The following is a 21,597-nucleotide window of genomic DNA, read 5'->3' on the forward strand; positions in this document are numbered from 1 at the left end:
CTACTGTACTAAATTCCCCTTAAAAATATATTTAATTTTACTACCATTAATATCTATACTGAACCTATAAACTCTATTTAACCCATTAATCTGAAAATACTTATTGCTTAAATCATAGGTTATATAACTATTATCATAGGTGATTAGTTTTTCACCAGCTTTCCTTTCAAAGTATTTCTCTGGAGTCTCTGTATTTATAGTTTCTATATTTTCTAATACATAACTATTAAAACTAGCTATTAAGTGCTCCTTATAGCTATGATCCTTATTTTCTTTCAAGTTATATTCCACATAATTTTTAATATACGAATTTCTATTAATAAAGGATTTCATAGAATAACATATAGTAAGGGAAATAATCATTCCTACAATTACTACATAAGTTAATATCCATCCCCTATGAATTTTTCTATATTTGTTTAACCATATTTTATATTTTACCAATTGCTCTCTCTCCACTAATTCCTTTATCCGTAACTATTTTAATGAATAGAACCTTACCATTTTGCCTAACTTTAAATTCTCTCACATCATATAAAAGAGGCTGATTGGTATGGCCTACTCCATGTTTATTCTTGAAAAAGAACCTAAGTTCATTCCCATCTAAAGAAATATAACTTTCTCCTACAGTTGTAGGTATAATTATATCCCCTTCTCTTAAAAAACATCCTTCACCTCTATAATTAACATAATTCTCTATATACATAAGTGCTTCATAAATCCCAGTAATTTCACTAGAATAATATACGTTTTCCTTATAGCTTTTCATCCAAATACTATAACTGCTAATAATAACTGTAATTATTAAGGAGGAAATGCTTAAAGCCGCTATTAATTCTAATATAGTAACACCTTTAGCTTTTCTCATAATTACCCTTGTAGAATACATAATTTATTTCCTTTCCATCTTGAAACCTATATAAAACCTCTATTTTTATAATTTCTTTACCAGTTTCTTCAGTTCCCATTAACATTATAATTGGGTATTGCTTTACTTCATCCTTTATAATATATTTTATATTTATACTACCTAAAGCTTCTTCTGATAAATCACTAGTATTTATGAATCTAGTTTTTCCAACTATAGCTTCTTTAATATCACCATAATCCATATTACATAAAATCAGTTTTTTAACTGCATCTATCTGGAAAGTGGCCTTCATTTCCTTTTGCTCTTCTTCTTCACATCTTCCCATTACACCATAAAAAGTAAGTGCTCCTATGAGAATGGTAGATATAATTAACATGCTAATTATAGTTTCTAACAGTGTAATTCCTTTATTTTTGCTTACTAACATAATCTGTTCCTACCTTTATGGTTATAACTTCTCTATGTCCCTCTGAATCATATATATTTATAGACCTTCCCATAGATGTATTTCCGTCAATATCTAATGGTATAGTTATACTAGCATCATTAGATATATGTATCCGTAGTGAATCTGGTAATAGATAACTGTGTACTTTTGTAGTTCCATGATATAGTTTTAATTCTCTACTTTGGATAACTAATCTAAAGAGTATCCTATTATCATAATTATTTCTTGCATACATCTTACAGCTATTTATAAACTCAATTGTGCCATTAACCCCCTGTTCCATTTCCATGGCTAACTTCTTTTCCTCATAGGAGTTTAAATGAGGATATATTATAAATGAACATATAGATAATATACCTAATACCACTATTAGTTCTATTAGAGTAAATCCATTTTTCTTCATAGCTTTCTACCTTAATACCTTTTAAAACTTTGTATTGTACATATTAAACAATGGAATCATAATTGCAATTATGATAGACCCTATAAATAGACCTACAAAGACTATCAGTAGCGGCTCTATTAAAGATGTGATACTATCTAATTTTCCTTCAAGTTCTTCTTCGAAAACTTCATTACAACATTGCAACACCTCTTCAATACTTCCATTAATTTCTCCTATATATATTGTTGATAAAAAATAATTCGAAAAAATATCACACCGCTTAAGGCCCTCATAAAGGCTATCACCTCTTTCTAATCCTTCTATACATCTATTTAACCTCTCCTTAATATAAATGGCATTTTCACAATTTCTCAGTAAAATTAAAGAAGATTTTATATCAATACCACTACCTATCATCATTGAAAGAGCCATAGTAAATTTACAACAAAATCTATTTTTCTCTAAATTTTTCGTTAGTGGATTTTTATATTTTAAATTATAGGTTATCCCTTTCCCCTTTAGATAAATATGTATAAAGCTTATGCCAATAAAAATCCCTATGCCCATTGGTAGTACAAGTATACCTAGACTATTTATAACTCTAGATAATCCTAAATAAAATCTAGTTATATAAGGGAGTTTCATATTTTCTATATCCATAGAATTAAAAAATGCAGGTACTAACTTGTAAATAGCAATTAACCCCATAATTAATACAAATATAAATAATCCTATAGGATAAATACTTACGCTAATAATTTTCTTTCGCCTTTTATATTCCTTCATATAGTACTTTTCCATGAAAGTTAGAATCTGCTGCAATCTACCACTTTCTTCCCCAAAATGAATTAGTGTTATAAAAAATTCGGGAAATACATTTTTAAATTTCTCTAAGCTTTCTGAAAAAGATAAACCACTTTTTATATTGTTTATAACTTTATTTAGAATTTCACATAACCTTTTATCCCCTAAATGCTCTTCTAATAATTTCAAAGCATTAACTAAAGGAATTCCCGCCTTTAAATTATTCTTTAAATTTCTGCAAAAAGTAGATAAATTTTTTTCTGAAATCCTTCTTTTAAACAAATATGTATTTTCTTTATGCAACTCTTTATATTTAATACAATATATTTCTTCCTCTTCTAATCTCTCCATTAAACTCCAATGATCTTCTACTATAACTTTTCCTGATACAATTTTCCCCTTTACATTTATCCCCTTATACTTATACTCCATAATCCACTCCTAAGGCTTTTTCAATATTATAAACCTGCATATTTCCATAATACTCTTCCACAGAAGTACTTCCCTCTACAACTAATTCCTTAAAATATTCATTCATAGTAATCATTCCCTCTTCAATAGCTATGTTTCTTAATATATCACTATCCCCACTATCCATAGAATCCTTTAATCTCTTTCCCATAATCATAATCTCATAGGCTACAGTTCTTCCTCTGTATCCAGTGCTATTACATTTAATACATCCAGTTCCTCTATAGCCTTCTTCAACCCTATCCGTGGCTAGAAGCTTCTTTTCTTCCTTGGATAATTTATATTTCACCTTACACTTTTCACATATTAATCTTGTTAACCTTTGAGCAATTACAAGAACAAGAGAACTTTTAATTATATCTCCATCTATCCCCATGTTAGTTAGTCTATTTATAGCACTGCTAGCATCGTTAGTATGCAAGGTAGTTAAAACTAAGTGACCTGTTAAAGATGCTCTTATAGCTACTTCAGCAGTTTCCCTATCTATAATTTCACCCACCATTATTACATCAGGATCCTGTCTTAACACTGCCTTTAATATATTTCCATAGGTAGCACTACCTTCTCCTATGGAAACTTGATTAATCCCCTCAACTTCACACTCCACCGGCTTTTCTACAGTGACTATATTCCTAGTTTCTTCGTTCAACTCATTTATCATAGAATATAAAGTAGTAGTTTTACCACTTCCTGTAGGACCTGTAATTATAATTAAACCTTGTTTAAACTTTAATATATTTTTTAAGATTCGATAATCTTTAGGTGTAAAACCCAGCTTATTTATATTTAACAAAGGTGCATTTCTTTGTAATATTCTTATTACAAATTTTTCTCCGTGAACAGTAGGCATTGTAGATATTCTTAAATCATAAATATGTTCCTTTACTTTAAGATTTATCTCTCCATCTTCTGGAGTGTATTTATTAGTAATATCCATATTTGCCATAACCTTTATTCTTGTGGCTATAACCTCATAAAGACTCTTAGGTAAAGTACTAAAAACATTTAAAACTCCATCTATTCTATATCTTACAGTAATTGTATCCTTCCATGGTTCTATATGGATATCACTTGCACCTTTTTCGATACCTTCTCTAAAAATCGAATCCACTAAAGAAATAATGGGTCCTTTTACTTCTTTATCAAGCTCCTTTTTAGGATACTCTTCACCTTTAAGTCCCTTAACTATTTGCTTTCTATAAATTTCTTCATAATATTTATCTAAATAAATCTTAAATTGATCTATAGTACATAAGTTAAATATAACTTTTTTCTTTAAAATAAATCTTAATCTATTAATTTCTTCATTGGAATGCTCCGTAAAGGTAGCTAAATAAATCTCATTATTTTTTATGTCATAAGGTAAAATGCTATACTCTTCACACACTTCCTTGGAAAGCATTGACATAGCCTTCGTATTTATTGCTATTGAATCTAAATCTATTTTGTTGATCACCAGTTTATCTCCTTAAACATATTAAAAATATAATCTTCTTTTATCACAACTATGATTATTACCATTTATTTCAAATATAATTCTATAAATAAATAAAAAAGGGTTTATATTAAAACAAATTTATAAATTGTTTCAATATAAACCCTTAATGGTTCACTTATACTGCTATTTCACCCTTAAATACATTCTCCGCTGGCCCCGTCATCATTATTCCATCCTCAGTTATTTCTATAGTTAAAATACCTCCTGGAGCCATAACCTTCACAGATTTATCTACTAAATTTAATTTATTGCAAACCACCACCGATGAACAACATCCTGTTCCACAGGCAAGGGTTGGCCCTGCTCCTCTTTCCCAGGTATTAACCTTTATTTCCCCTCTATTCACAACTCTACAAAAGTTAACATTGGTCCCCTGTGGAAATAATTCATGGGTTTCTATGGCTGCACCTTCTTCAACCTTAAACCCTCCCTCTTCAGTTAATAAAACAGTATGAGGAACTCCAAGTAATAATGAAGTTATATTATAGCTTTTTCCATTGGCACTGATATCTTTTTTAATAATTTCTTCCTCTCCTAAGGCAGGAATAAACTTTGGATTAAAACTCTCTCTTCCCATATTTATCTTAACAGCTTTTACCTTATTATCTTCTATGAATAGATGACAAACCTTTATACCATCTCCTGTTTCTACGGTAAACTCACTTTTTCTTACTATGTTATTTTCATATACGTATTTTGCAAAGCATCTTATTCCATTTCCACACATACCAGCATAGGAACCATCACTATTTATTATTATCATTTGAATATCAGCAATTTTACTCCTTCTTACTACTAATATCCCATCTCCTCCTATGCCAAAATTTCTATCACACAACTTTTTAGCTAAAGTACCTAAATCATTGTGTTTTATTTCTATATCTTCAAAAACAACAAAATTATTTCCAGCCCCCTGCATCTTTGTAAATTTTAAAACTTCCATAATATTCTCCTTTTAAAAATAATTCTTAAGTATAACAGCTCTTATAGATTCATAATTAATTGTCTTAGGTAACTCTGCCTTTACCTTGCTGACCTTATCATAGCCAACTCTTTCACAAACTTCCATGATAATTTTTTCTTCATCTTGGTTAAAAAACTTATTTAAAGGAATAGTAAACTTAGGTCTTCCATACTCCTCTATATACTCTGTAACATATCCAAGTATAGTTGAAATTGATACCTCAATCTCTTCAGCAATATCCTCAATTGCAAAGTCTTCATTTAACATGTCTAAAGCTATTTCCTTATTCTTTCTTTCATCTCCATCTATAACTAATCTTTTTTTCTTTTTTTCTTCCCATATAGGAGTTATTCCTTCTTCTTCTATATATGTATTTACTGCTTCTATTAAAGTCACTCCATATTTTTCTATCTTCTTAGGCCCCATACCTCCTATATCCTTTAACTCTTCTAAGGTTTTAGGATACCTTCCACTTATCTCTTTTAGAGTATTTTTTGCTATGATATTCTGTTCCATAGCACCTTCTATCCTGCCTAACTCCCTTCGCACTAAAACTAACCTTTCAAATAGCTTTTTATCAGTATTTACATAAAAATCCCCTGATTCCTCATTAATACTGCTAACTTCCTCTGATTTAGTTACACTAACTTCTTCATAGCTTTTGTCAGAGTTACCCTTTTCCTTAACAGTTAGATTGTTAGCTTCAACATACTCTATAATAGCACCTTGAAATTCCTTTCCATACTTACTATACTTAGTTTCTCCCACTCCAGATATCTCTAAAAACTCCTCCTTATTTGTAGGGTGCTTAACACTCATTTCCCTAAGGGTTCCATCACTAAAAATTATATATGGAGGAATTCCAGCAGCCTTTGCCATGTTATATCTAAGTTCTCTTAATATATCAAAGAGTTCATTTCTTACCTCTGCATTAACTTTCACTTTAAATTCTTTAAAGTGAACTACTTCCTGACCCCTAAGTACTTCCATAGACTTATTATTTAATGCAAGGACAGGATAAGTTCCTTCAACTTGATTTATATACCCATGAGAAATTAATGTGTTTATAAAAGTTTTTAGGTTTTCACTTGAATAATCCTTCATTATTCCATAGGTAGATAGCTCTTGAAAATTAAACTGTGTAACCTTTTTATTTTTTGAACCTCTAAGTACATCTATAAGCATAGTTGCACCATAGTTTCGTTTCATCCTATATATACAAGATAGTACCTTTTGAGCATCTACAGTTTTATCAACTATCTCTCCCTGATTTAAACAATTACTACAATTTTTACAGTCATCTTCATAACTTTCTCCAAAGTAATTTAAAATATATTTTCTATAACAATCATTACTATAAACAAAATCCACCATCTGCTGAAGTGCTTTATACTGATTGTTTTTTCTCTCTGGATTTTCTATACTCATCTCTATTAAATACTTTTGAACATGGATATCTCCAGGAGAAAATAATAATATACACTGACTCTTCTCACCATCTCTACCAGCTCTTCCAATCTCTTGGTAATAACCTTCTATATTTTTAGGCATATTATAGTGAACCACATATCTTATATTAGACTTATCTATTCCCATACCAAAGGCATTAGTTGCCACCATAATCTTAACTCTATCATAAATAAAATCTTCTTGATTCTCTTTTCTTTCCTCGTCAGATAAACCCGCATGATATCTAGCTATATTATAACCTTTAGTAGAAAGGTCCCTATAAATATTATCTACTTCCTTTCTAGTTGCTCCATATATAATACCAGAGTTTTCTTTATTGTCTTCCATAAATTTAAGAAGATATTTCTTCTTATTCTCAGACTTAACTATATTTATAGACAAGTTTTCTCTATCAAAGCCAGTAATAAATATTTTAGGACTTTGAAGTCTTAGAAGCTTTACTATATCTTGCCTTACTTCTTTAGAAGCTGTAGCAGTAAAAGCTGTAACTATAGGTCTCACCATAAGCCTTTCTATAAAACCTGCAATTCTTTTATAGCTAGCTCTAAAATCATGACCCCATTGAGATACACAATGGGCCTCATCTATAGCTATCTGACTAATAGGTATCCTAGAAATTACATTGTAAAATTCTATATTATCTAATCTCTCAGGGGCTATATAAAGTATTTTATATTTTTCTTCCTTTATTCCATCTAAAACTTCCTTGAAATCTTTACTGCTTAAGGAGCTATTAATATAGCTACAAGGTATACCCATGTCCTTAAGTGCATCTACTTGATCCTTCATAAGGGAAATTAAAGGTGAAATTACTATAGTTAATCCCTGAAGGATTAAAGCAGGCACTTGATAACATATAGACTTACCACTACCTGTAGACATTATAGTAAGTGCATCCTCTCCCTTTAAAATAGATTCTATAACTGGCTGTTGACCTGGTCTAAAGCTTTTATATCCATAATATTTTTCTAAAATTTCTTTCATTGCTTCTTTCAAAACTACACATCCCTTAGCTTGTTTAATTTAGTAAATTTATCTCAAGTTTAATTAAATCATATCCTTTTGTAAAAAGGTTTTTATCATACATACATAAGCATCATGACCTATTATAAGTGATTCTTCATTAAAATCAAAATGAGGATTATGATGTGGTGCCACAATAGAAGATGGAATTATAAAATACATTCCCTTTCCCCCTTGCTTTTCCACCTCTTCTAACATATAAGTTATATCCTCAGAGGCTCCAAAGGAAAATTCTTCGATAATTTCTATAGGTAAACTTCTAAGATTTTTTATTACTATCTTAGAAAATTCATTATCGAGGCTATTATATGCCCTTGCAGAACCAACTACTCTTATATTATATTCTACATTGTAAGAAATTGCTGCACCCTTAACTACACGACAAACCATATCCATTATTCTATCATTAATTTCATTAGTATCTCCTCTAGTTTCAAGCTCTAAAACTGCTTTATCTGCTATAACATTTTTTCCAGTTCCTCCATGAAAAGTTCCCACATTAAGTCTTCCTACTCCTTTTCCAAATTGCACTTGACTATGAAGATTTAAAATACAGCTGGCTCCTGCTAAAAGAGCATTTCTTCCCTCTTCTGGACAAAGACCTGCATGGGCAGATTTACCTAAGAACTCTACCTCCACTTTATTAGTGGCAAGCAAATTTTTAACTTTAACAGCTATGGCATTATTTTTATTAATAAAACCAATGTGACCAGAAAATAAATAATCTACATCTTTTAAAACTCCAGCTTCTACCATAGATTTAGCCCCTCTAACCTCTTCCTCTGCCGGTTGAAATATGAGCTTAATTTTTCCTGTTAATTTTTCTTTCATTTCTACAATAGTATTTGCAAGCTGAAGGCCCATAGCTATATGAGCATCGTGGCCACAACAATGACATACTCCTGGATTTTTAGAAGAAAATCCTTCTTTAAAAGGTCTATGATTCTCCTTGGCTTCTTCAACCTTAAGACCATCTATATCAAATCTAAAGGCCATGGTAGGACCCGGAACTCCTGTATCCATAGTTGCTACTACCCCAGTATAGCCTTCTAGAATTTCATCTACATTAAAGGACTTGTTTTTAATTACTTCACTACACCCTAGCCTATGATTAGTAAGTATTTCCTCATCAGCCATCCCCATTGGATTACTATGTATTTCCTTACCATATTGTAGATTATACCCAAGTTTTTTCAAGTAATCCATTATTTTTATGGTGGTTTCAAATTCTAACCACCCAGCTTCTGCACATCTATGAAATTCCCTTCTTAAGTTAATGATACTTCCACTTAATTCCATTTGTATCCACCCTGCCTTTGTAATTTTTTCTATATATTCAACTCTTATGTAAATTCATTCTTATTACTTCTTAAGCAACTACAGTTCCTTTAACTTAAATACTCCTCAAATGCCATATTACTTTTATTATATCATCTTCAATTAAGGAAATTATCCTTGTCCTAACTTATTTTGTATTTTATTTATAAAATAATAGTGATATACTGTAAAATATATGCTTAAATGAAAGGATGATTTATATGGCACTAGATGGATTATATTTGCGCTCTCTAGCCAATGAAATAAAAAATACTCTAATAAGCAGTAGAATAGATAAAATAACCCAACCTGAAAAGGATGAAATAGTACTGAGCTTTAAAATAAATAGGAAACCCGTTAGACTACTGCTAAATGCTAACGCTTCTTATCCTAGAATAAACTTTATAGATTACTCTAAGGAGAGTCCACTTAAGGCACCTGTATTTTGTATGGTTTTAAGAAAATATCTAAATACTGCAGTTTTAAAAAATGTTACTCAATTAAATAATGACAGAATTCTACTTTTAGATTTTGAAAGTAGTGATGAATTAGGCTTTAACAGTATATATACCCTGATAATTGAAATCATGGGTAGACACAGTAATATTACTTTGATAAGAAAAAGAGATGGACTCATCATGGATTCCATAAAACATATTACACCAGATATAAATAGCTATAGAGTACTCTATCCTGGTATTGAATATGTATATCCTCCTGAAAGTAATAAACTTGATATATTCAACACTACCTTTGAATCATTTCAAGAAAAAACTTTAAGTCTCTATGAGGATGAAGAACTAAATGAAAAATTCTTTACTAGAGTTTTAGATGGAGTAAGTAATCCTATAGCTAAAGAGATTTCTTTTAGGCTAAATATAAGAAATATTCCTTTAAGTAAAAATAACCTAAAGGAAATCTATGAATTCTTAATAGAGTTTTTCGCTAAAACCAAAGATAATAATTATGACCTTTATAGCTATTCCATAAATGATGAACTAAAAGATTTCCACTGTATAAAGCTAGAGCATATTTTAGATGATGGTGGACAATGTGAAGAATATTCTTCTCCTAGTAGTCTTCTAGAAAGCTTCTATCATGCAAAGGATAAAATAAATAGACTTCAAAGTAAAAGTCATGATATGCAAAAGCTAGTTATAAATAACATAGACAGAGTTGAAAAAAAATTAAACATTTTAAAGAAAACTTTAATTGAATGTGAAGAAAAGCAAAAATATAATCTATATGGAGAGCTTATAACTGCAAATATTTATAATATTAAAAAAGGTGATAAAGAGGTTGAAGCATTAAATTACTATTGTGAGGAAGAAGAATATATTAAAATTCCTTTAGATATAAATAAAACCCCTTCTGAAAATGCTCAAAAGTATTTTAAAAAATATAATAAATTAAAAGCTGCAGAAGAAAATGCATATATCCAAATAGAATTAGCTGAAGAAGAGGATGAATATCTTCAATCAGTACTTAGTAATATTGAAAATGCTGATAACTATAAAGATTTAGAAGATATAAAAAATGAGTTAGTGGAAACTGGCTATATTGCTTTCAAAAAGTCTATGAAAAGTAAAAAGACTAAGGCTTCAAAACCACTCCACTTCATATCTAGTGATGGCATTGATATATATGTAGGTAAAAACAATCTAGAAAATGATTATTTAACTCTGAAGTTTGCTCATAACAATGATATTTGGCTTCACATAAAAAATATCCCAGGTTCCCATGTAATCATTAAAAACCATGGAGATGTACCTGATTCCACCCTTCTTGAAGCTGCTACCTTAGCCGCCTTCTATAGCAAGGGTAAAAACTCTACAAAGGTACCTATAGACTACACAGAAATTAGAAATGTTAAAAAAATGGCTAAAGGAAAGCCTGGTATGGTAACCTACTCCACAAACAAAACCATCTATGTAGATCCTATAAAACTTGATTTAAAGCAAGTTTAAAACAAAGACTATCTCAAAACTTTTTGAGATAGTCTTTAATTTATTTCTTCGGATTATATTGATAGTAATAACACTGAATTCTTCCATTATAAAGTTTCCTGTTTTTATCAGCTTTTTTTCCAAATACTTTTTGAAAGTCATCATAGGATGTTAGTACATAGCAAGACCAATCCTCTAGTCCTGCATACACATTAGAAAAAGTTTTGTAGAGATACTTAACCTCATCTTCATCTAAAAGTCTCTCTCCATAAGGTGGATTAGTTATTATCATACCACCTTTTTTTCTATTTCTTACATCCTTCATATCAAGTCTTTGGAAGTTAACATACTTCTCTACACCTGCTTTTTTAGCATTATCCATGGCAGTTCTAAGGACTCTTCCATCTATATCGGAGCCTTGAATAACGAAGTCCTTTTTATTAACACTTCTTTTTGCTCCTTCACGTACCTGCTCCCAAATTTCTTTGTCAAAAGTAGGCCAAGTTTCACTTACAAAGTGTCTATTAACTCCTGGTGCTATGTTTTTAGCTATCAGTGCAGCTTCTATAGGTATAGTTCCTGATCCACAAAATGGGTCTATTAAAAGCTCATCTCCATTGAATTTGGCTATCAAAACTAAGGCTGCTGCTAAGGTCTCCTTCAAAGGAGCCATTCCTGCATTTTCCCTATATCCCCTCTTATGAAGTCCTACTCCAGAGGTATCTACTGCAAGGGTTACCTTATCCTTTAGAATTCCAACTTCTATCTTATATACTGGTCCATCTTCACTAAACCAATTGGTATCATATTTTTCTTTCATTTTTTCTACTACAGCTTTTTTTACTATACCTTGACAGTCAGGTACACTATGCAAGGTAGATTTAACAGATTTTCCTATAACATGCATTTTACCATCTATAGGTATTAAGCTACCCCAATCAACTTTTTTAGTTCCTTGAAATAATTCTTCAAAGGAGGTAGCTTCAAATTCTGCCATTTCTAGAAAAACTCTCTCTGCAGTTCTTAAATGAATATTACAGATAGCAACATCCATTTCATCTCCTTCAAAGGTTATCTTTCCATTTTCTATTTTTAAGTCTTCATATCCTAAATTCTTTAGCTCCTTGCCTGTAATAGCCTCTATACCAAAGGTAGTGGTTACAATTATTTTATACATAAATTTTTTCTCCTAATTATTCTCGTATAGACTTACAGAGTCCACTCCATCTTTTTCTACTAGTTCAACAGATATATCCTCTTTTCTTGAAGTTGGTATGTTTTTCCCCACATAATCAGCTCTTATTGGTAGCTCTCTATGACCTCTATCTACAAGTACAGCTAGCTGAATCATTTCAGGTCTTCCTCTATCTATGATTGCATCTATTGCCGCTCTTACACTTCTTCCTGTAAATAAAACATCATCCACTAAAATTATTCTCTTACCAGTTATGTCTACACCTAATTCTATACTATTATGTTCCTTTAAGTTTTCGGGTTTTTTTAGGTCGTCTCTATATTTAGTTATATCTACACTACCTACTTCTACCTCTTCACCTTCAAACATGTTGATCAGTTCAGCAATTCTATTAGCTAGTGGCACTCCTCTACTTTTAATTCCTAATATAACTAAGTTTTCTGTACCCTTGTTTTTTTCTATAATTTCATGAGAAATTCTCGTGAGAGTTCTCTTAATTGCTTTATCGTCCATAAGTACTGATTTCAGTTCCATAACAATACCTCCCTAAACTTCTTTTCTTAATTTATCTAATATATCCTGAAAATATTCTGGAAGTTGTGAATCAAATTCCATATACTCTCCTGTGGTAGGATGTATAAAGCCTAAATTTTTTGCATGAAGTGCTTGACCTTGCAATTTAAACTTCTGTTTTTTATATCCATATACTTGATCTCCAATTAGTGGATGATGTAAATGAGCCATATGAACTCTAATTTGATGTGTTCTACCTGTTTCTAATCTACATTCCACCAAGGTATTACTTTTAAATCGCTCCAACACTTTATAATTAGTAATGGCTTCTTTTCCATCCTTAACTACAGCCATCTTTATTCTCTCTATAGGATGTCTTCCTATATTGGTTCTAACAGTACCTTCTTCCTCCTTTACTATACCTTCTACTATGGCATAGTAAGTTCTCTTCATGGAGTGATCCTTTAGCTGCATAGCTAATGAATTATGAGATTTATCATTTTTAGCAACTACTAATACCCCTGAAGTATCTTTATCAATTCTGTGTACAATACCAGGTCTTATAACTCCGTTTATACCTGATAAGTCCTTACAATGATGAAGAAGACCATTAACAAGGGTTCCAGTATAATTTCCTGGGGCTGGATGGACTACCATGTCCTGTGGCTTATTTATTACTATAACATCACTGTCCTCATAAATTATATCTAAAGGGATATCTTCAGCCTCTACTTGAAGCTCCACTGGCTCAGCTAGTTCTACTTGAACCCGATCCCCTACTTTTAATTTGTAATTACTTTTCCTTATCTGTCCATTAACTTTCACTTGTTGTTTTTCAATAATTCCCTGGACAAAAGATCTAGACATATCTACATCATTTTCACTTATAAATAAGTCAAGTCTCTTCCCTACATTTTCTTCTTCTATAGTATAATTTTTAAAATCCATTAAATCTCATCCTTCAGTATACATATTAATAGAAAAAATGTTCCTATACAAACTAGCATATCAGCCACATTAAAGGTTGGAAAATAATATACATCCCTATAATGAACCATAATAAAATCCACCACATATTTATAACTTATTCTATCTATAAGATTACCTACTGCTCCTGCAATTATCATAGCAATAGATACATATACTAATTTAAACTTAGGCTTATACTTCAATAAATAGAATATCATTCCTATAACTACAACTATAGTAATAACAATAAATAACCACTGCTTATTTTGAAGCATTCCAAAGGCAGCTCCACGGTTTTCTAAATAATCAAGAGTAAAGAAATCCTTAATTACAGTTAATCCTTCTGAACCCTTTAAGGTACCTATAGCCCACCATTTTGTTCCTCTATCTATTATTAGACCTAAAACTACTATTATTATTCCTAAAGTCAAAACCACTCCCCCTTATCTTTACTCGGATAAAATATTTTTAATGGCATTAGACTTATTTATAATTCTTTTTAAATTTTCTACATTAATAGTTTGTCTTGCATCTGATACAGAATTATCAGGATTTACATGACTTTCTATAATTAATCCGTCTGCACCAGCTGCCATAGCAGCTAAACTCATAGCTTCAACTAACTCGCGTCTCCCAGTTCCATGACTAGGGTCCACAATAACAGGAAGTCTATAATTTTCCTTAATCACTGCTACAGAGTTTAAATCCAAGGTATTTCTAGTAGTAGTCTCAAAGGTTCTTACTCCCCTTTCACAAAGCACTACTTGATCATTACCTTCCTTTAAAATATATTCAGCTGCATAAATCCATTCAGCTACAGTAGCACTTATCCCTCTCTTTAGAAGTACAGGTACTTTAAGCTTTCCTAATTCCTTCAAAAATGTATAGTTATACATATTTCTAGAACCAACCTGTATCATATCTACATAAGGAAGAGAAATTTCTATATCTCTAGCATCCATTACCTCAGATACTACTGGCAAGCCAAATTCATTTCCCACTTCTTTAAGTATTTTTAGTCCCTCTATACCGAGACCTTGAAAATCATAGGGAGATGTTCTAGGCTTGAAGGCACCTGCTCTCATCATATGTGCTCCCTGGTCCTTCAAGGCTCTTCCTATCTTTATCATTTTATCATAGTTTTCCACTGCACATGGTCCAGATATGAACACTAAGTCATCTCCACCTATGATCACATCCTTAACCTGTACTGTAATTTTTTCTCCACTATTTTTTTCTGCAAGTATTCTTTTCATATAATATCACCTTATAAAGTTTTTAACATAGAACGCAATATAGTATTTGAATTTTTAACTGATATTGCTTTGAATTTTTCATAATCCATATGTGCTCCATTATTAGCATTGTCAGAAATTGATCGTATTATAACAAAAGGTTTGTTATTAAGATAAGCAGCATGAGCTATACTTGCTCCTTCCATCTCGCAAGATAGGGCATTAAACTCACTTTTTAACCATCTTATCTTCTCTATATCAGCTATAAATTGATCTCCAGATACTATTCTACCAGTGAAAATATTTATATCTTTTATACCTTCACAAGCACTTTGGGCTTTTTCTACTAATCCCTTATCACATTTAAAGTCAAAGACTTCCATATTAGGAACTTGACCTGGTCTATCTCCAAATTTAGTTGTGTCCATATCATGCTCCACTAAATCTGTAGCAATAACCACATCTCCTGGATATATATCTTCTCCAATACCACCAGCTATACCAACATTTATAACTGCATCCACATTGAAGTCGTCAACTAAAATTTGTGTACACACTGCTGCATTTACCTTACCTATTCCACTTCTAACTATTACAACATCCTTACCATAAATATTTCCATGATTAAATGTCATCATTGCTCTTGTAACTTTTTTCTTTATTTCCATATCAGCTATTAGAGAGCTTACTTCCTCTTCCATAGCTCCTATAATTCCTATTCTCATGCTAAAATCTCCTCTTTCTTCCTAGGTATAAATAATTCTAGGTACTTTTCTTTAATATAATTTAAGTCGCCAATTATGTTAATACATGTTCAAGTATAAATTTTCACATTAATTGGGTATAACTACATCTATTATAATATACATGTTCCGGGATATGTCAATAGCTTTCAGTAGATAAAAAAATCTCACCCTAAAGTGAGATTTCTTACCTACCAATCATATTCACCAAAAATTACATAATATATGTAAATAAAATTTCAGTATTACTTATCTACAAAAAAGCTTTTTATATCTTCTAATTCAGCTGTATTATATTCAAAGCTTTCTACATCTTTTTCTGAAGCAACTTCTAGTGCTGGCTCATGTACCTTCTCTTCCATTACAGTTGAAATATTATAATTTTTATCAAAATCTTTTTCTAGAGCTTCAAACATTTCCATTTGTGTAACTATAAAGTTTCTAAACTTGCTCCTAAACTTAGCAAATTCCTGCTTTGTTCTATCGAATTCATCATTGATATTTAAAACATCAGTGTGAGCTTTATCTAAAATTCTTTTAGCACTTTCATTTGCATTTTTAATTATAAGTTCAGCTTCTGATTGAGAACTTTGCTTTGCCTGTTCTGCTGCATTTTGTGCTAATAACAAAGTGCTTTGAATAGTAGTTTCCATCTTTGCATAATGATCTAATTTATCTTGAAAAACATCTAATTTTTCCTTTAAAATAGCATTTTCCTTATACACGGTTTCATAATCCTCAGAAATTTGTTCTAAAAATTCATCCACCTCATCCATGTTATATCCTCTCATGGCTTTTTTAAAATCTTTGTTCATAATGTCCATAGCTGTCATCTTCATATCCTTCACCCCGCATTAAATATATTTACCTATTAATAATTTAATTCGTCCCTTACTAGTTTCTCCTTCAATTGAATTAATTTTATACTTTCCAAATCCCCTTATGGTAATAGTATCCTTCATTTCTATTAATTTATCCTTTCTATTACATTTAAGATAATTTAATAATACAGAACCATTACTTATAAGATCTGTGCCCTTAGCCCTAGACATATTGCAAATACTAGGTACCACATTATCTAGTCTAAGGGATGTAACCATTATAATTTTTTCTTCAAATTCAATCTTTGGGATATCTTCACTATTTATATCTATTCTATCAATAGTGCACGGACAACTTCCAATAGTAGTTAAATTATCTTGAACATATTGAGAAACTGACCTTGTCATTGGAACAAAGCATGCATCTCCTTTTACTACTAAGTCTCCAAATAAGCTTCTCTTAACTCCCAAAGCCATCATAGAGCCTAAATAATCTTTATGCTTAAGATCTTTAAACTTTGATTTATTTTTTATCTTAACAACATGAATATCATAGTCCAGAGTTTCATATGTATTAGTAGAAAAACATAACATCTTTCTCTCGCAATCCGCAAACACACCAGTACCATGAACAAAAACCCCAAGTTTACTTTGGCTTTTCTTTATATTCACATAGATATCCGGAGTCACAAACTCCTTTGTATATATAGGAATTCCTATATTCTTACATAGTTCTATATCCTCATATATACTTGAAATATAATTTTTATCGTGGTCTTTAAATATATCTAAAAATGCCTTCTTATCCATAGCTTTCCTCTAATTCATTATATATTATTATATTAATTATAATTCCTCTTTATACTGTTCATGTTTTTCAAGCTATATTCTACCACTCAAATATATAAAAAATTAACCACGTAATACTTTACTAAGTTCGAGTACTAGACTTATTTGAAGGAACTAAAAATTCCTTTGTTTGTAAGCTCATTTTTTAATTCATTACTAACTTCAATATTAGATGGAGTTAATATAAATACTCCCTTTTCTACAGGTTGAAGTCCTCCCTCTAATGCGTAAATAGCTCCTATTAGGAAATCAAGTATTCTTTGACCTTCCTTAGACTCTACTCCATTTAAGTTAACAATAACAATTCTTCTAGACTTTAAATTGTCTACAATAATTTTCCCCTCATCATAATTTGAAGGTTTACTAATTACAACCTTTGAGGATGATGCAGTATGAATATTAACTATTTTATTTTGCTTTTTGCTTACGAAAGGTTCAATTTCAATCTCCTCTTCACCTTCATCATAGTTTTCTTCCCTATTCTCTAATAATTCTTCATCATCTTCTTCATCAAATCCCATCATTCTACTTATTCCTTTGAAAAATTCCATAATAAAACCTTCCTCCTACTTTAATTTGTTATAATCTCTTTTTCCAAAAACCCCTTCACCAATTCGAATCATATTTGATCCTACTTTTAAAGCTTCTTTATAATCTCCACTCATTCCCATAGATAAAATCTCCATGGTAATATTTTTATAGCTTTTAGTTTTCAGGGTATCAAATACTTCTTTAGTCTTAGTAAAATAGTAATTACAACTTTCAGTATCTCCTTTTGGAATAGTAGCCATAATACCTTTCACCTTGACGTTTTTACACTGTTCACAAGCATTTATAAGTTCATCTAAATCTTCCATCATAATCCCAGTTTTAGACTCTTCTCTACCTATATTAATTTGAATTAATACATTTGCAATAAGTTCTTTACTTGAAAATTGTTTTTCAATCTCCTGTAAAAGTCTAACACTATCTAAAGAATGTATTAAATAAACTCGTCCAACTAAATATTTAACCTTATTTCTTTGAAGATGACCTATTAAGTGCCATCTAATATCCTTAGGTAAGATCTCTTGCTTTTCCATTAACTCTTGAACTTTATTCTCTCCAAAATTTCTTTCCCCTAAGTCATATACTTTTTGTATTTCAGCTATAGATCTAGTTTTTGATACTGAAATTAATGTCACTTCTTCTGGCAACTCATTCTTCAATTTTATAAAATTTTCTTCAATAGACAATTTTATTCCTCCCGTCTCATATACAAACTCTAGCTTATAATGGAAAATATATGCCCATATATTTTATTCTCGATATAATCTAAAAAACCTTTAATATTATTAATTTTTTCTAGTTTTTTTATTTTAATTTTAGATACTCACTTTTTAACTGTCCATTATAGGCTGGCAACTTCTCATCATAAACTGATTCAATATCTACATAACAACTTCTTACCTTTAAACTCTTAAGATGATTTTGTTGATTTTCAAGAAAACTTTTTATTACATCCTGATTTCCAATAGCTGTGATATAAAAAGGAGCTATTACTTTTATACCATCTAACTCTATGGTTGCTCCAGCACAAAGTTCAGCTGTTGAACCTATTATTCTATATCCATTAATAGCTATTGCCTCTGCTCCTGCAGCTCTTAAATCATTAACAACCATTGTTAAATCCGTATCATGAATTAACATATAAAGGGGTACATCTTGCCCTAAAATTGTAGCTTCCGGTGCATCATTTAGAGTAATCTTTATACCATTTCCCACCACTGGAAGCAAACCTAATGCAAGTTTATTTTTGTTTATCTCTTCAATCATCTCTTTTCTAACTTCATCCTCAGATATACTACTTCTTTCATATTTATTAATTTTATCATTAATTTCAACATATTGGTCTTCTAAATTACTTATTTCATTTTGTAACTTTGTCCTACTATCATATGCCTTTTGATACTGCTCTACATCTAAAAATTTAGCTTTTCCTCCTAAATTTACATTCATAGCTATTAAAATACCAATTATAATGGTAGCTATAAGTAAAAATATATTAGCTTCATTAACTCGCATTTAATTATCTCCTTAATGATGTGTTTTTATTCTATCCATCAATAACCTTCTTATAACAGCAAAGTTTGTAAATATCCTCTGTCCAAATATTATAATTGCTGCAATATATACAGGTATACCTAACTTATCACCTAGATAAACCATTCCTGCTGCTAAAAATGCATTTCCAAAGAATCCTGATATAAATATATCTGGTCTAAAATCCTTATTTAAGGTAGCTCTAATAGCACCAAAAGTGGAGTCTATACAAGCAAATATTGCAACAGATATATATGGTGATAATTTAAGTGGAAAATTTATGTTAAAAGCTATTCCTAATATAATTCCTATTATAAGTCCTATTAATGCAATCATTTCATCACTCCTACTTTTAGTTTTCTTGTACTTCTTTTATGTGTTCATAGTTTACTGGTATACTTGCCTTTTTAATTTTAATATTATCCTTTGTTTCCGATGTAACCTCACAGATTCTTTTTACTCTATTAGGAATGAACCATCCCATAGCCCCTTCTAATATGGTCCTATTTCCTATAGCTTTTATAACTATACGCTCCTGTTGTGAAATTCTTTCACCATTAATTCTAATACTATTTCCTGCTATCCTTATACTGCTGTTTCCAATAAGTCTTATATCATTTATAGATACAGCTTCAGCACCTGCAGCATATAATTCATTAACAATATACAGTAATTCATAATCTTGTATAGGATCATCTTCTACTTGTGGAGTGAATAAACTAGTTTTAGGATCAATATATATTGTAATACCTGGCCCCTCAACATTAGTTAATCCAGCTCTAAGTCTAGTATTATTTAGCTCTTCAAGGAGCCTTTGATTCTTTGTATCTTCTGTTGCTTCTTTTTCGTATTCAGCCGCCTTCACCTCTAGTTCCTCAACAGCCTTTTCCAATTCTTCCTTTTGCTTTTTCAATTGTTCATTTTCTAAGTATATTTCTGGATTTTGTGAACCCTCAACTTTATCTGTACTTTGCTCTCCTATAGTATTAAGTTGAGTAATTATAACAAATCCAAACATTAAAAATATAAGTCCGGTACATAGCTTGGAAATAATACTTTTCACTTACCCTACCTCCCAATAAAATCTTTCTTGAACTATGATGCTTTTACCATTTAATCTTTTGAACTATTTTTCCTTATAAATAACTGGATTACCTTCAAAACTTACATCCACATATCCCTTCATCTCTCCAAGGGTCCCACTTTCTATTATGCTAAACCCCCTAGCAACTTTACTATTAACTTTATCAACAGTTCCAAGTTTCATGTATAAATTATTTACGTATAATTTTAAGTCTACAAAGTCATTAACTTCTAATTTTATTATGTTATATTTTTTAAACAAACTATTTTCATTTAAAAATTTATGAATATTGCAAATTCCCTTTATTTTATCTTCGTCTATATTTTTAATCTGTTCACCTATTTTTAAACATGTTTCATCAATTCCTTCAATCCTTAAAGCTTCTATGCCTTCAATGGACTCCTTCTTTTCCAAAACCACACCCTTATCATCAATCACATAGAAACCTCCTGATATTTCTGTATAGAAAGCAATCTTTCTCTCATTAATAGCAATAGAGAGTTTGTTAGGATATTTTCTAATAATGGTTGCTTCTAATATGTAAGGGTTTTTCTCTAGCTCTTTTTCTATTTTTTTTGTTTTTATCTTAAATATATTGGTACCATTTTGAAGTTTTGTAGTTGTTTTGACACCGTCTTCAGATAAATTTACCAACCCACTAACTAAAATCTCTGATAAATTAAAAGTAGGTAAAGTTAAAGCCAAAGTTATTAGAATAGAAATCATTACTACAAGTAGTAACATGGTCTTTTTTAATTTAATTATTTTTTTCTTTCGCTTTAATATCTCTTGTTTATTATCTATTATATAATTACCATAACTCTGTTTAGTTTTTTTTGCCACATTTTCACCACCAAATTACAATATATGAACATGAAAGTAAATTAATACACCTTATATCATACCATT

At 30.5% G+C, this 21,597-nt stretch carries 24 protein-coding genes; 1 reads left to right on the plus strand and 23 read right to left on the minus strand.

The genetic code is table 11. From position 1 onward, the window contains the following. The 9 genes from B3J31_RS04915 to B3J31_RS04955 all read right to left on the minus strand — a co-directional run bounded on the left by B3J31_RS04915 (window position 1) and on the right by B3J31_RS04955 (window position 9,233). Window positions 1–444: a hypothetical protein gene (locus tag B3J31_RS04915; RefSeq protein WP_150844837.1), complete on the minus strand. Its 444-nt coding sequence runs from the start codon at window positions 442–444 to the stop codon at window positions 1–3. Beyond that, the gene (locus B3J31_RS04920) at window positions 431–868 is read right to left on the minus strand and encodes a hypothetical protein (RefSeq protein WP_150844838.1); all 438 of its coding nucleotides are present in this window, start codon (window positions 866–868) and stop codon (window positions 431–433) included. Before B3J31_RS04920 ends, B3J31_RS04915 begins: the two co-directional genes overlap by 14 nt. Further along, window positions 855–1,298: a prepilin-type N-terminal cleavage/methylation domain-containing protein gene (locus tag B3J31_RS04925; RefSeq protein WP_150844839.1), complete on the minus strand. Its 444-nt coding sequence runs from the start codon at window positions 1,296–1,298 to the stop codon at window positions 855–857. Before B3J31_RS04925 ends, B3J31_RS04920 begins: the two co-directional genes overlap by 14 nt. Beyond that, a complete protein-coding gene (locus tag B3J31_RS04930; protein ID WP_346868406.1) occupies window positions 1,279–1,722 on the minus strand; it encodes a type II secretion system protein in 444 nt (147 codons plus the stop codon). Before B3J31_RS04930 ends, B3J31_RS04925 begins: the two co-directional genes overlap by 20 nt. Before the next feature lie 21 nt (window positions 1,723–1,743). Then, window positions 1,744–2,940 carry a type II secretion system F family protein gene (locus tag B3J31_RS04935; protein WP_346868407.1) on the minus strand — a complete coding sequence of 399 codons (1,197 nt, stop codon included), beginning with the start codon at window positions 2,938–2,940 and terminating at the stop codon, window positions 1,744–1,746. Then, window positions 2,930–4,435 (minus strand): GspE/PulE family protein, encoded by a 1,506-nt coding sequence (locus B3J31_RS04940; protein ID WP_346868408.1) that lies wholly within the window; start codon window positions 4,433–4,435, stop codon window positions 2,930–2,932. Before B3J31_RS04940 ends, B3J31_RS04935 begins: the two co-directional genes overlap by 11 nt. A gap of 157 nt (window positions 4,436–4,592) precedes the next feature. Next, window positions 4,593–5,420 (minus strand): diaminopimelate epimerase, encoded by an 828-nt coding sequence (gene dapF / locus B3J31_RS04945; RefSeq protein WP_346868409.1) that lies wholly within the window; start codon window positions 5,418–5,420, stop codon window positions 4,593–4,595. Between the two features lie 12 nt (window positions 5,421–5,432). Further along, on the minus strand, window positions 5,433–7,907 hold the full coding sequence (recQ, locus tag B3J31_RS04950) for a DNA helicase RecQ (protein ID WP_414632090.1): 2,475 nt from the start codon (window positions 7,905–7,907) through the stop codon (window positions 5,433–5,435). A 51-nt stretch (window positions 7,908–7,958) separates the two neighbouring features. Then, window positions 7,959–9,233 (minus strand): amidohydrolase, encoded by a 1,275-nt coding sequence (locus tag B3J31_RS04955; protein WP_346868410.1) that lies wholly within the window; start codon window positions 9,231–9,233, stop codon window positions 7,959–7,961. Window positions 9,234–9,472: 239 nt separating this feature from the next. On the opposite strand from B3J31_RS04955, the gene B3J31_RS04960 reads away from it, so the two are divergent. Then, a complete protein-coding gene (locus tag B3J31_RS04960; protein ID WP_346868411.1) occupies window positions 9,473–11,218 on the plus strand; it encodes an Rqc2 family fibronectin-binding protein in 1,746 nt (581 codons plus the stop codon). A 40-nt stretch (window positions 11,219–11,258) separates the two neighbouring features. Here B3J31_RS04960 and B3J31_RS04965 read toward each other — a convergent pair whose 3' ends face one another. The 14 genes from B3J31_RS04965 to B3J31_RS05030 form a co-directional block, all read right to left on the minus strand. After that, the gene (locus B3J31_RS04965) at window positions 11,259–12,374 is read right to left on the minus strand and encodes a THUMP domain-containing protein (protein WP_150844846.1); all 1,116 of its coding nucleotides are present in this window, start codon (window positions 12,372–12,374) and stop codon (window positions 11,259–11,261) included. Between the two features lie 12 nt (window positions 12,375–12,386). Then, window positions 12,387–12,926, minus strand: a complete 540-nt coding sequence (gene pyrR, locus B3J31_RS04970) for a bifunctional pyr operon transcriptional regulator/uracil phosphoribosyltransferase PyrR (RefSeq protein ID WP_035129314.1) — start codon at window positions 12,924–12,926, stop codon at window positions 12,387–12,389. Window positions 12,927–12,938: 12 nt separating this feature from the next. After that, window positions 12,939–13,853: an RluA family pseudouridine synthase gene (locus tag B3J31_RS04975; RefSeq protein WP_346868412.1), complete on the minus strand. Its 915-nt coding sequence runs from the start codon at window positions 13,851–13,853 to the stop codon at window positions 12,939–12,941. After that, on the minus strand, window positions 13,853–14,305 hold the full coding sequence (gene lspA / locus B3J31_RS04980; protein WP_150844848.1) for a signal peptidase II: 453 nt from the start codon (window positions 14,303–14,305) through the stop codon (window positions 13,853–13,855). The genes B3J31_RS04975 and lspA overlap by 1 nt, the downstream gene beginning before the upstream one ends. Window positions 14,306–14,323: 18 nt before the next feature. Further along, window positions 14,324–15,130: a 3-deoxy-7-phosphoheptulonate synthase gene (aroF, locus tag B3J31_RS04985; RefSeq protein ID WP_346868413.1), complete on the minus strand. Its 807-nt coding sequence runs from the start codon at window positions 15,128–15,130 to the stop codon at window positions 14,324–14,326. Window positions 15,131–15,141: 11 nt separating this feature from the next. Then, window positions 15,142–15,834, minus strand: coding sequence for a 5'-methylthioadenosine/adenosylhomocysteine nucleosidase (locus tag B3J31_RS04990; protein WP_346868414.1), 693 nt, complete (start codon window positions 15,832–15,834; stop codon window positions 15,142–15,144). A 263-nt stretch (window positions 15,835–16,097) separates the two neighbouring features. Continuing rightward, a complete protein-coding gene (locus B3J31_RS04995) occupies window positions 16,098–16,691 on the minus strand; it encodes a DivIVA domain-containing protein (protein ID WP_035129309.1) in 594 nt (197 codons plus the stop codon). Window positions 16,692–16,706: 15 nt separating this feature from the next. Further along, entirely contained in the window at window positions 16,707–17,483 is a 777-nt protein-coding gene (locus tag B3J31_RS05000) for an RNA-binding protein (RefSeq protein ID WP_346868415.1), read from the minus strand. Between the two features lie 140 nt (window positions 17,484–17,623). Then, window positions 17,624–18,073 carry a cell division protein SepF gene (locus B3J31_RS05005; protein ID WP_150844852.1) on the minus strand — a complete coding sequence of 150 codons (450 nt, stop codon included), beginning with the start codon at window positions 18,071–18,073 and terminating at the stop codon, window positions 17,624–17,626. A gap of 15 nt (window positions 18,074–18,088) precedes the next feature. Next, window positions 18,089–18,757: a YggS family pyridoxal phosphate-dependent enzyme gene (locus tag B3J31_RS05010; protein WP_346868416.1), complete on the minus strand. Its 669-nt coding sequence runs from the start codon at window positions 18,755–18,757 to the stop codon at window positions 18,089–18,091. A gap of 118 nt (window positions 18,758–18,875) precedes the next feature. Then, complete coding sequence (locus B3J31_RS05015) at window positions 18,876–19,586, minus strand: DUF881 domain-containing protein (RefSeq protein WP_150844854.1); 711 nt, start codon at window positions 19,584–19,586, stop codon at window positions 18,876–18,878. A 12-nt stretch (window positions 19,587–19,598) separates the two neighbouring features. After that, the gene (locus B3J31_RS05020) at window positions 19,599–19,940 is read right to left on the minus strand and encodes a small basic family protein (protein ID WP_035129303.1); all 342 of its coding nucleotides are present in this window, start codon (window positions 19,938–19,940) and stop codon (window positions 19,599–19,601) included. A 16-nt stretch (window positions 19,941–19,956) separates the two neighbouring features. Next, complete coding sequence (locus B3J31_RS05025) at window positions 19,957–20,667, minus strand: DUF881 domain-containing protein (protein ID WP_150844855.1); 711 nt, start codon at window positions 20,665–20,667, stop codon at window positions 19,957–19,959. Between the two features lie 63 nt (window positions 20,668–20,730). Continuing rightward, entirely contained in the window at window positions 20,731–21,531 is an 801-nt protein-coding gene (locus tag B3J31_RS05030) for an FtsQ-type POTRA domain-containing protein (RefSeq protein WP_150844856.1), read from the minus strand. Window positions 21,532–21,597: the final 66 nt, after the last annotated feature.

The sequence above is a fragment of the Clostridium sp. UBA5988 genome (assembly GCF_002435615.1).
Classification (GTDB): Bacteria; Bacillota; Clostridia; order Clostridiales; family Clostridiaceae; genus Clostridium_J; species Clostridium_J sulfidigenes.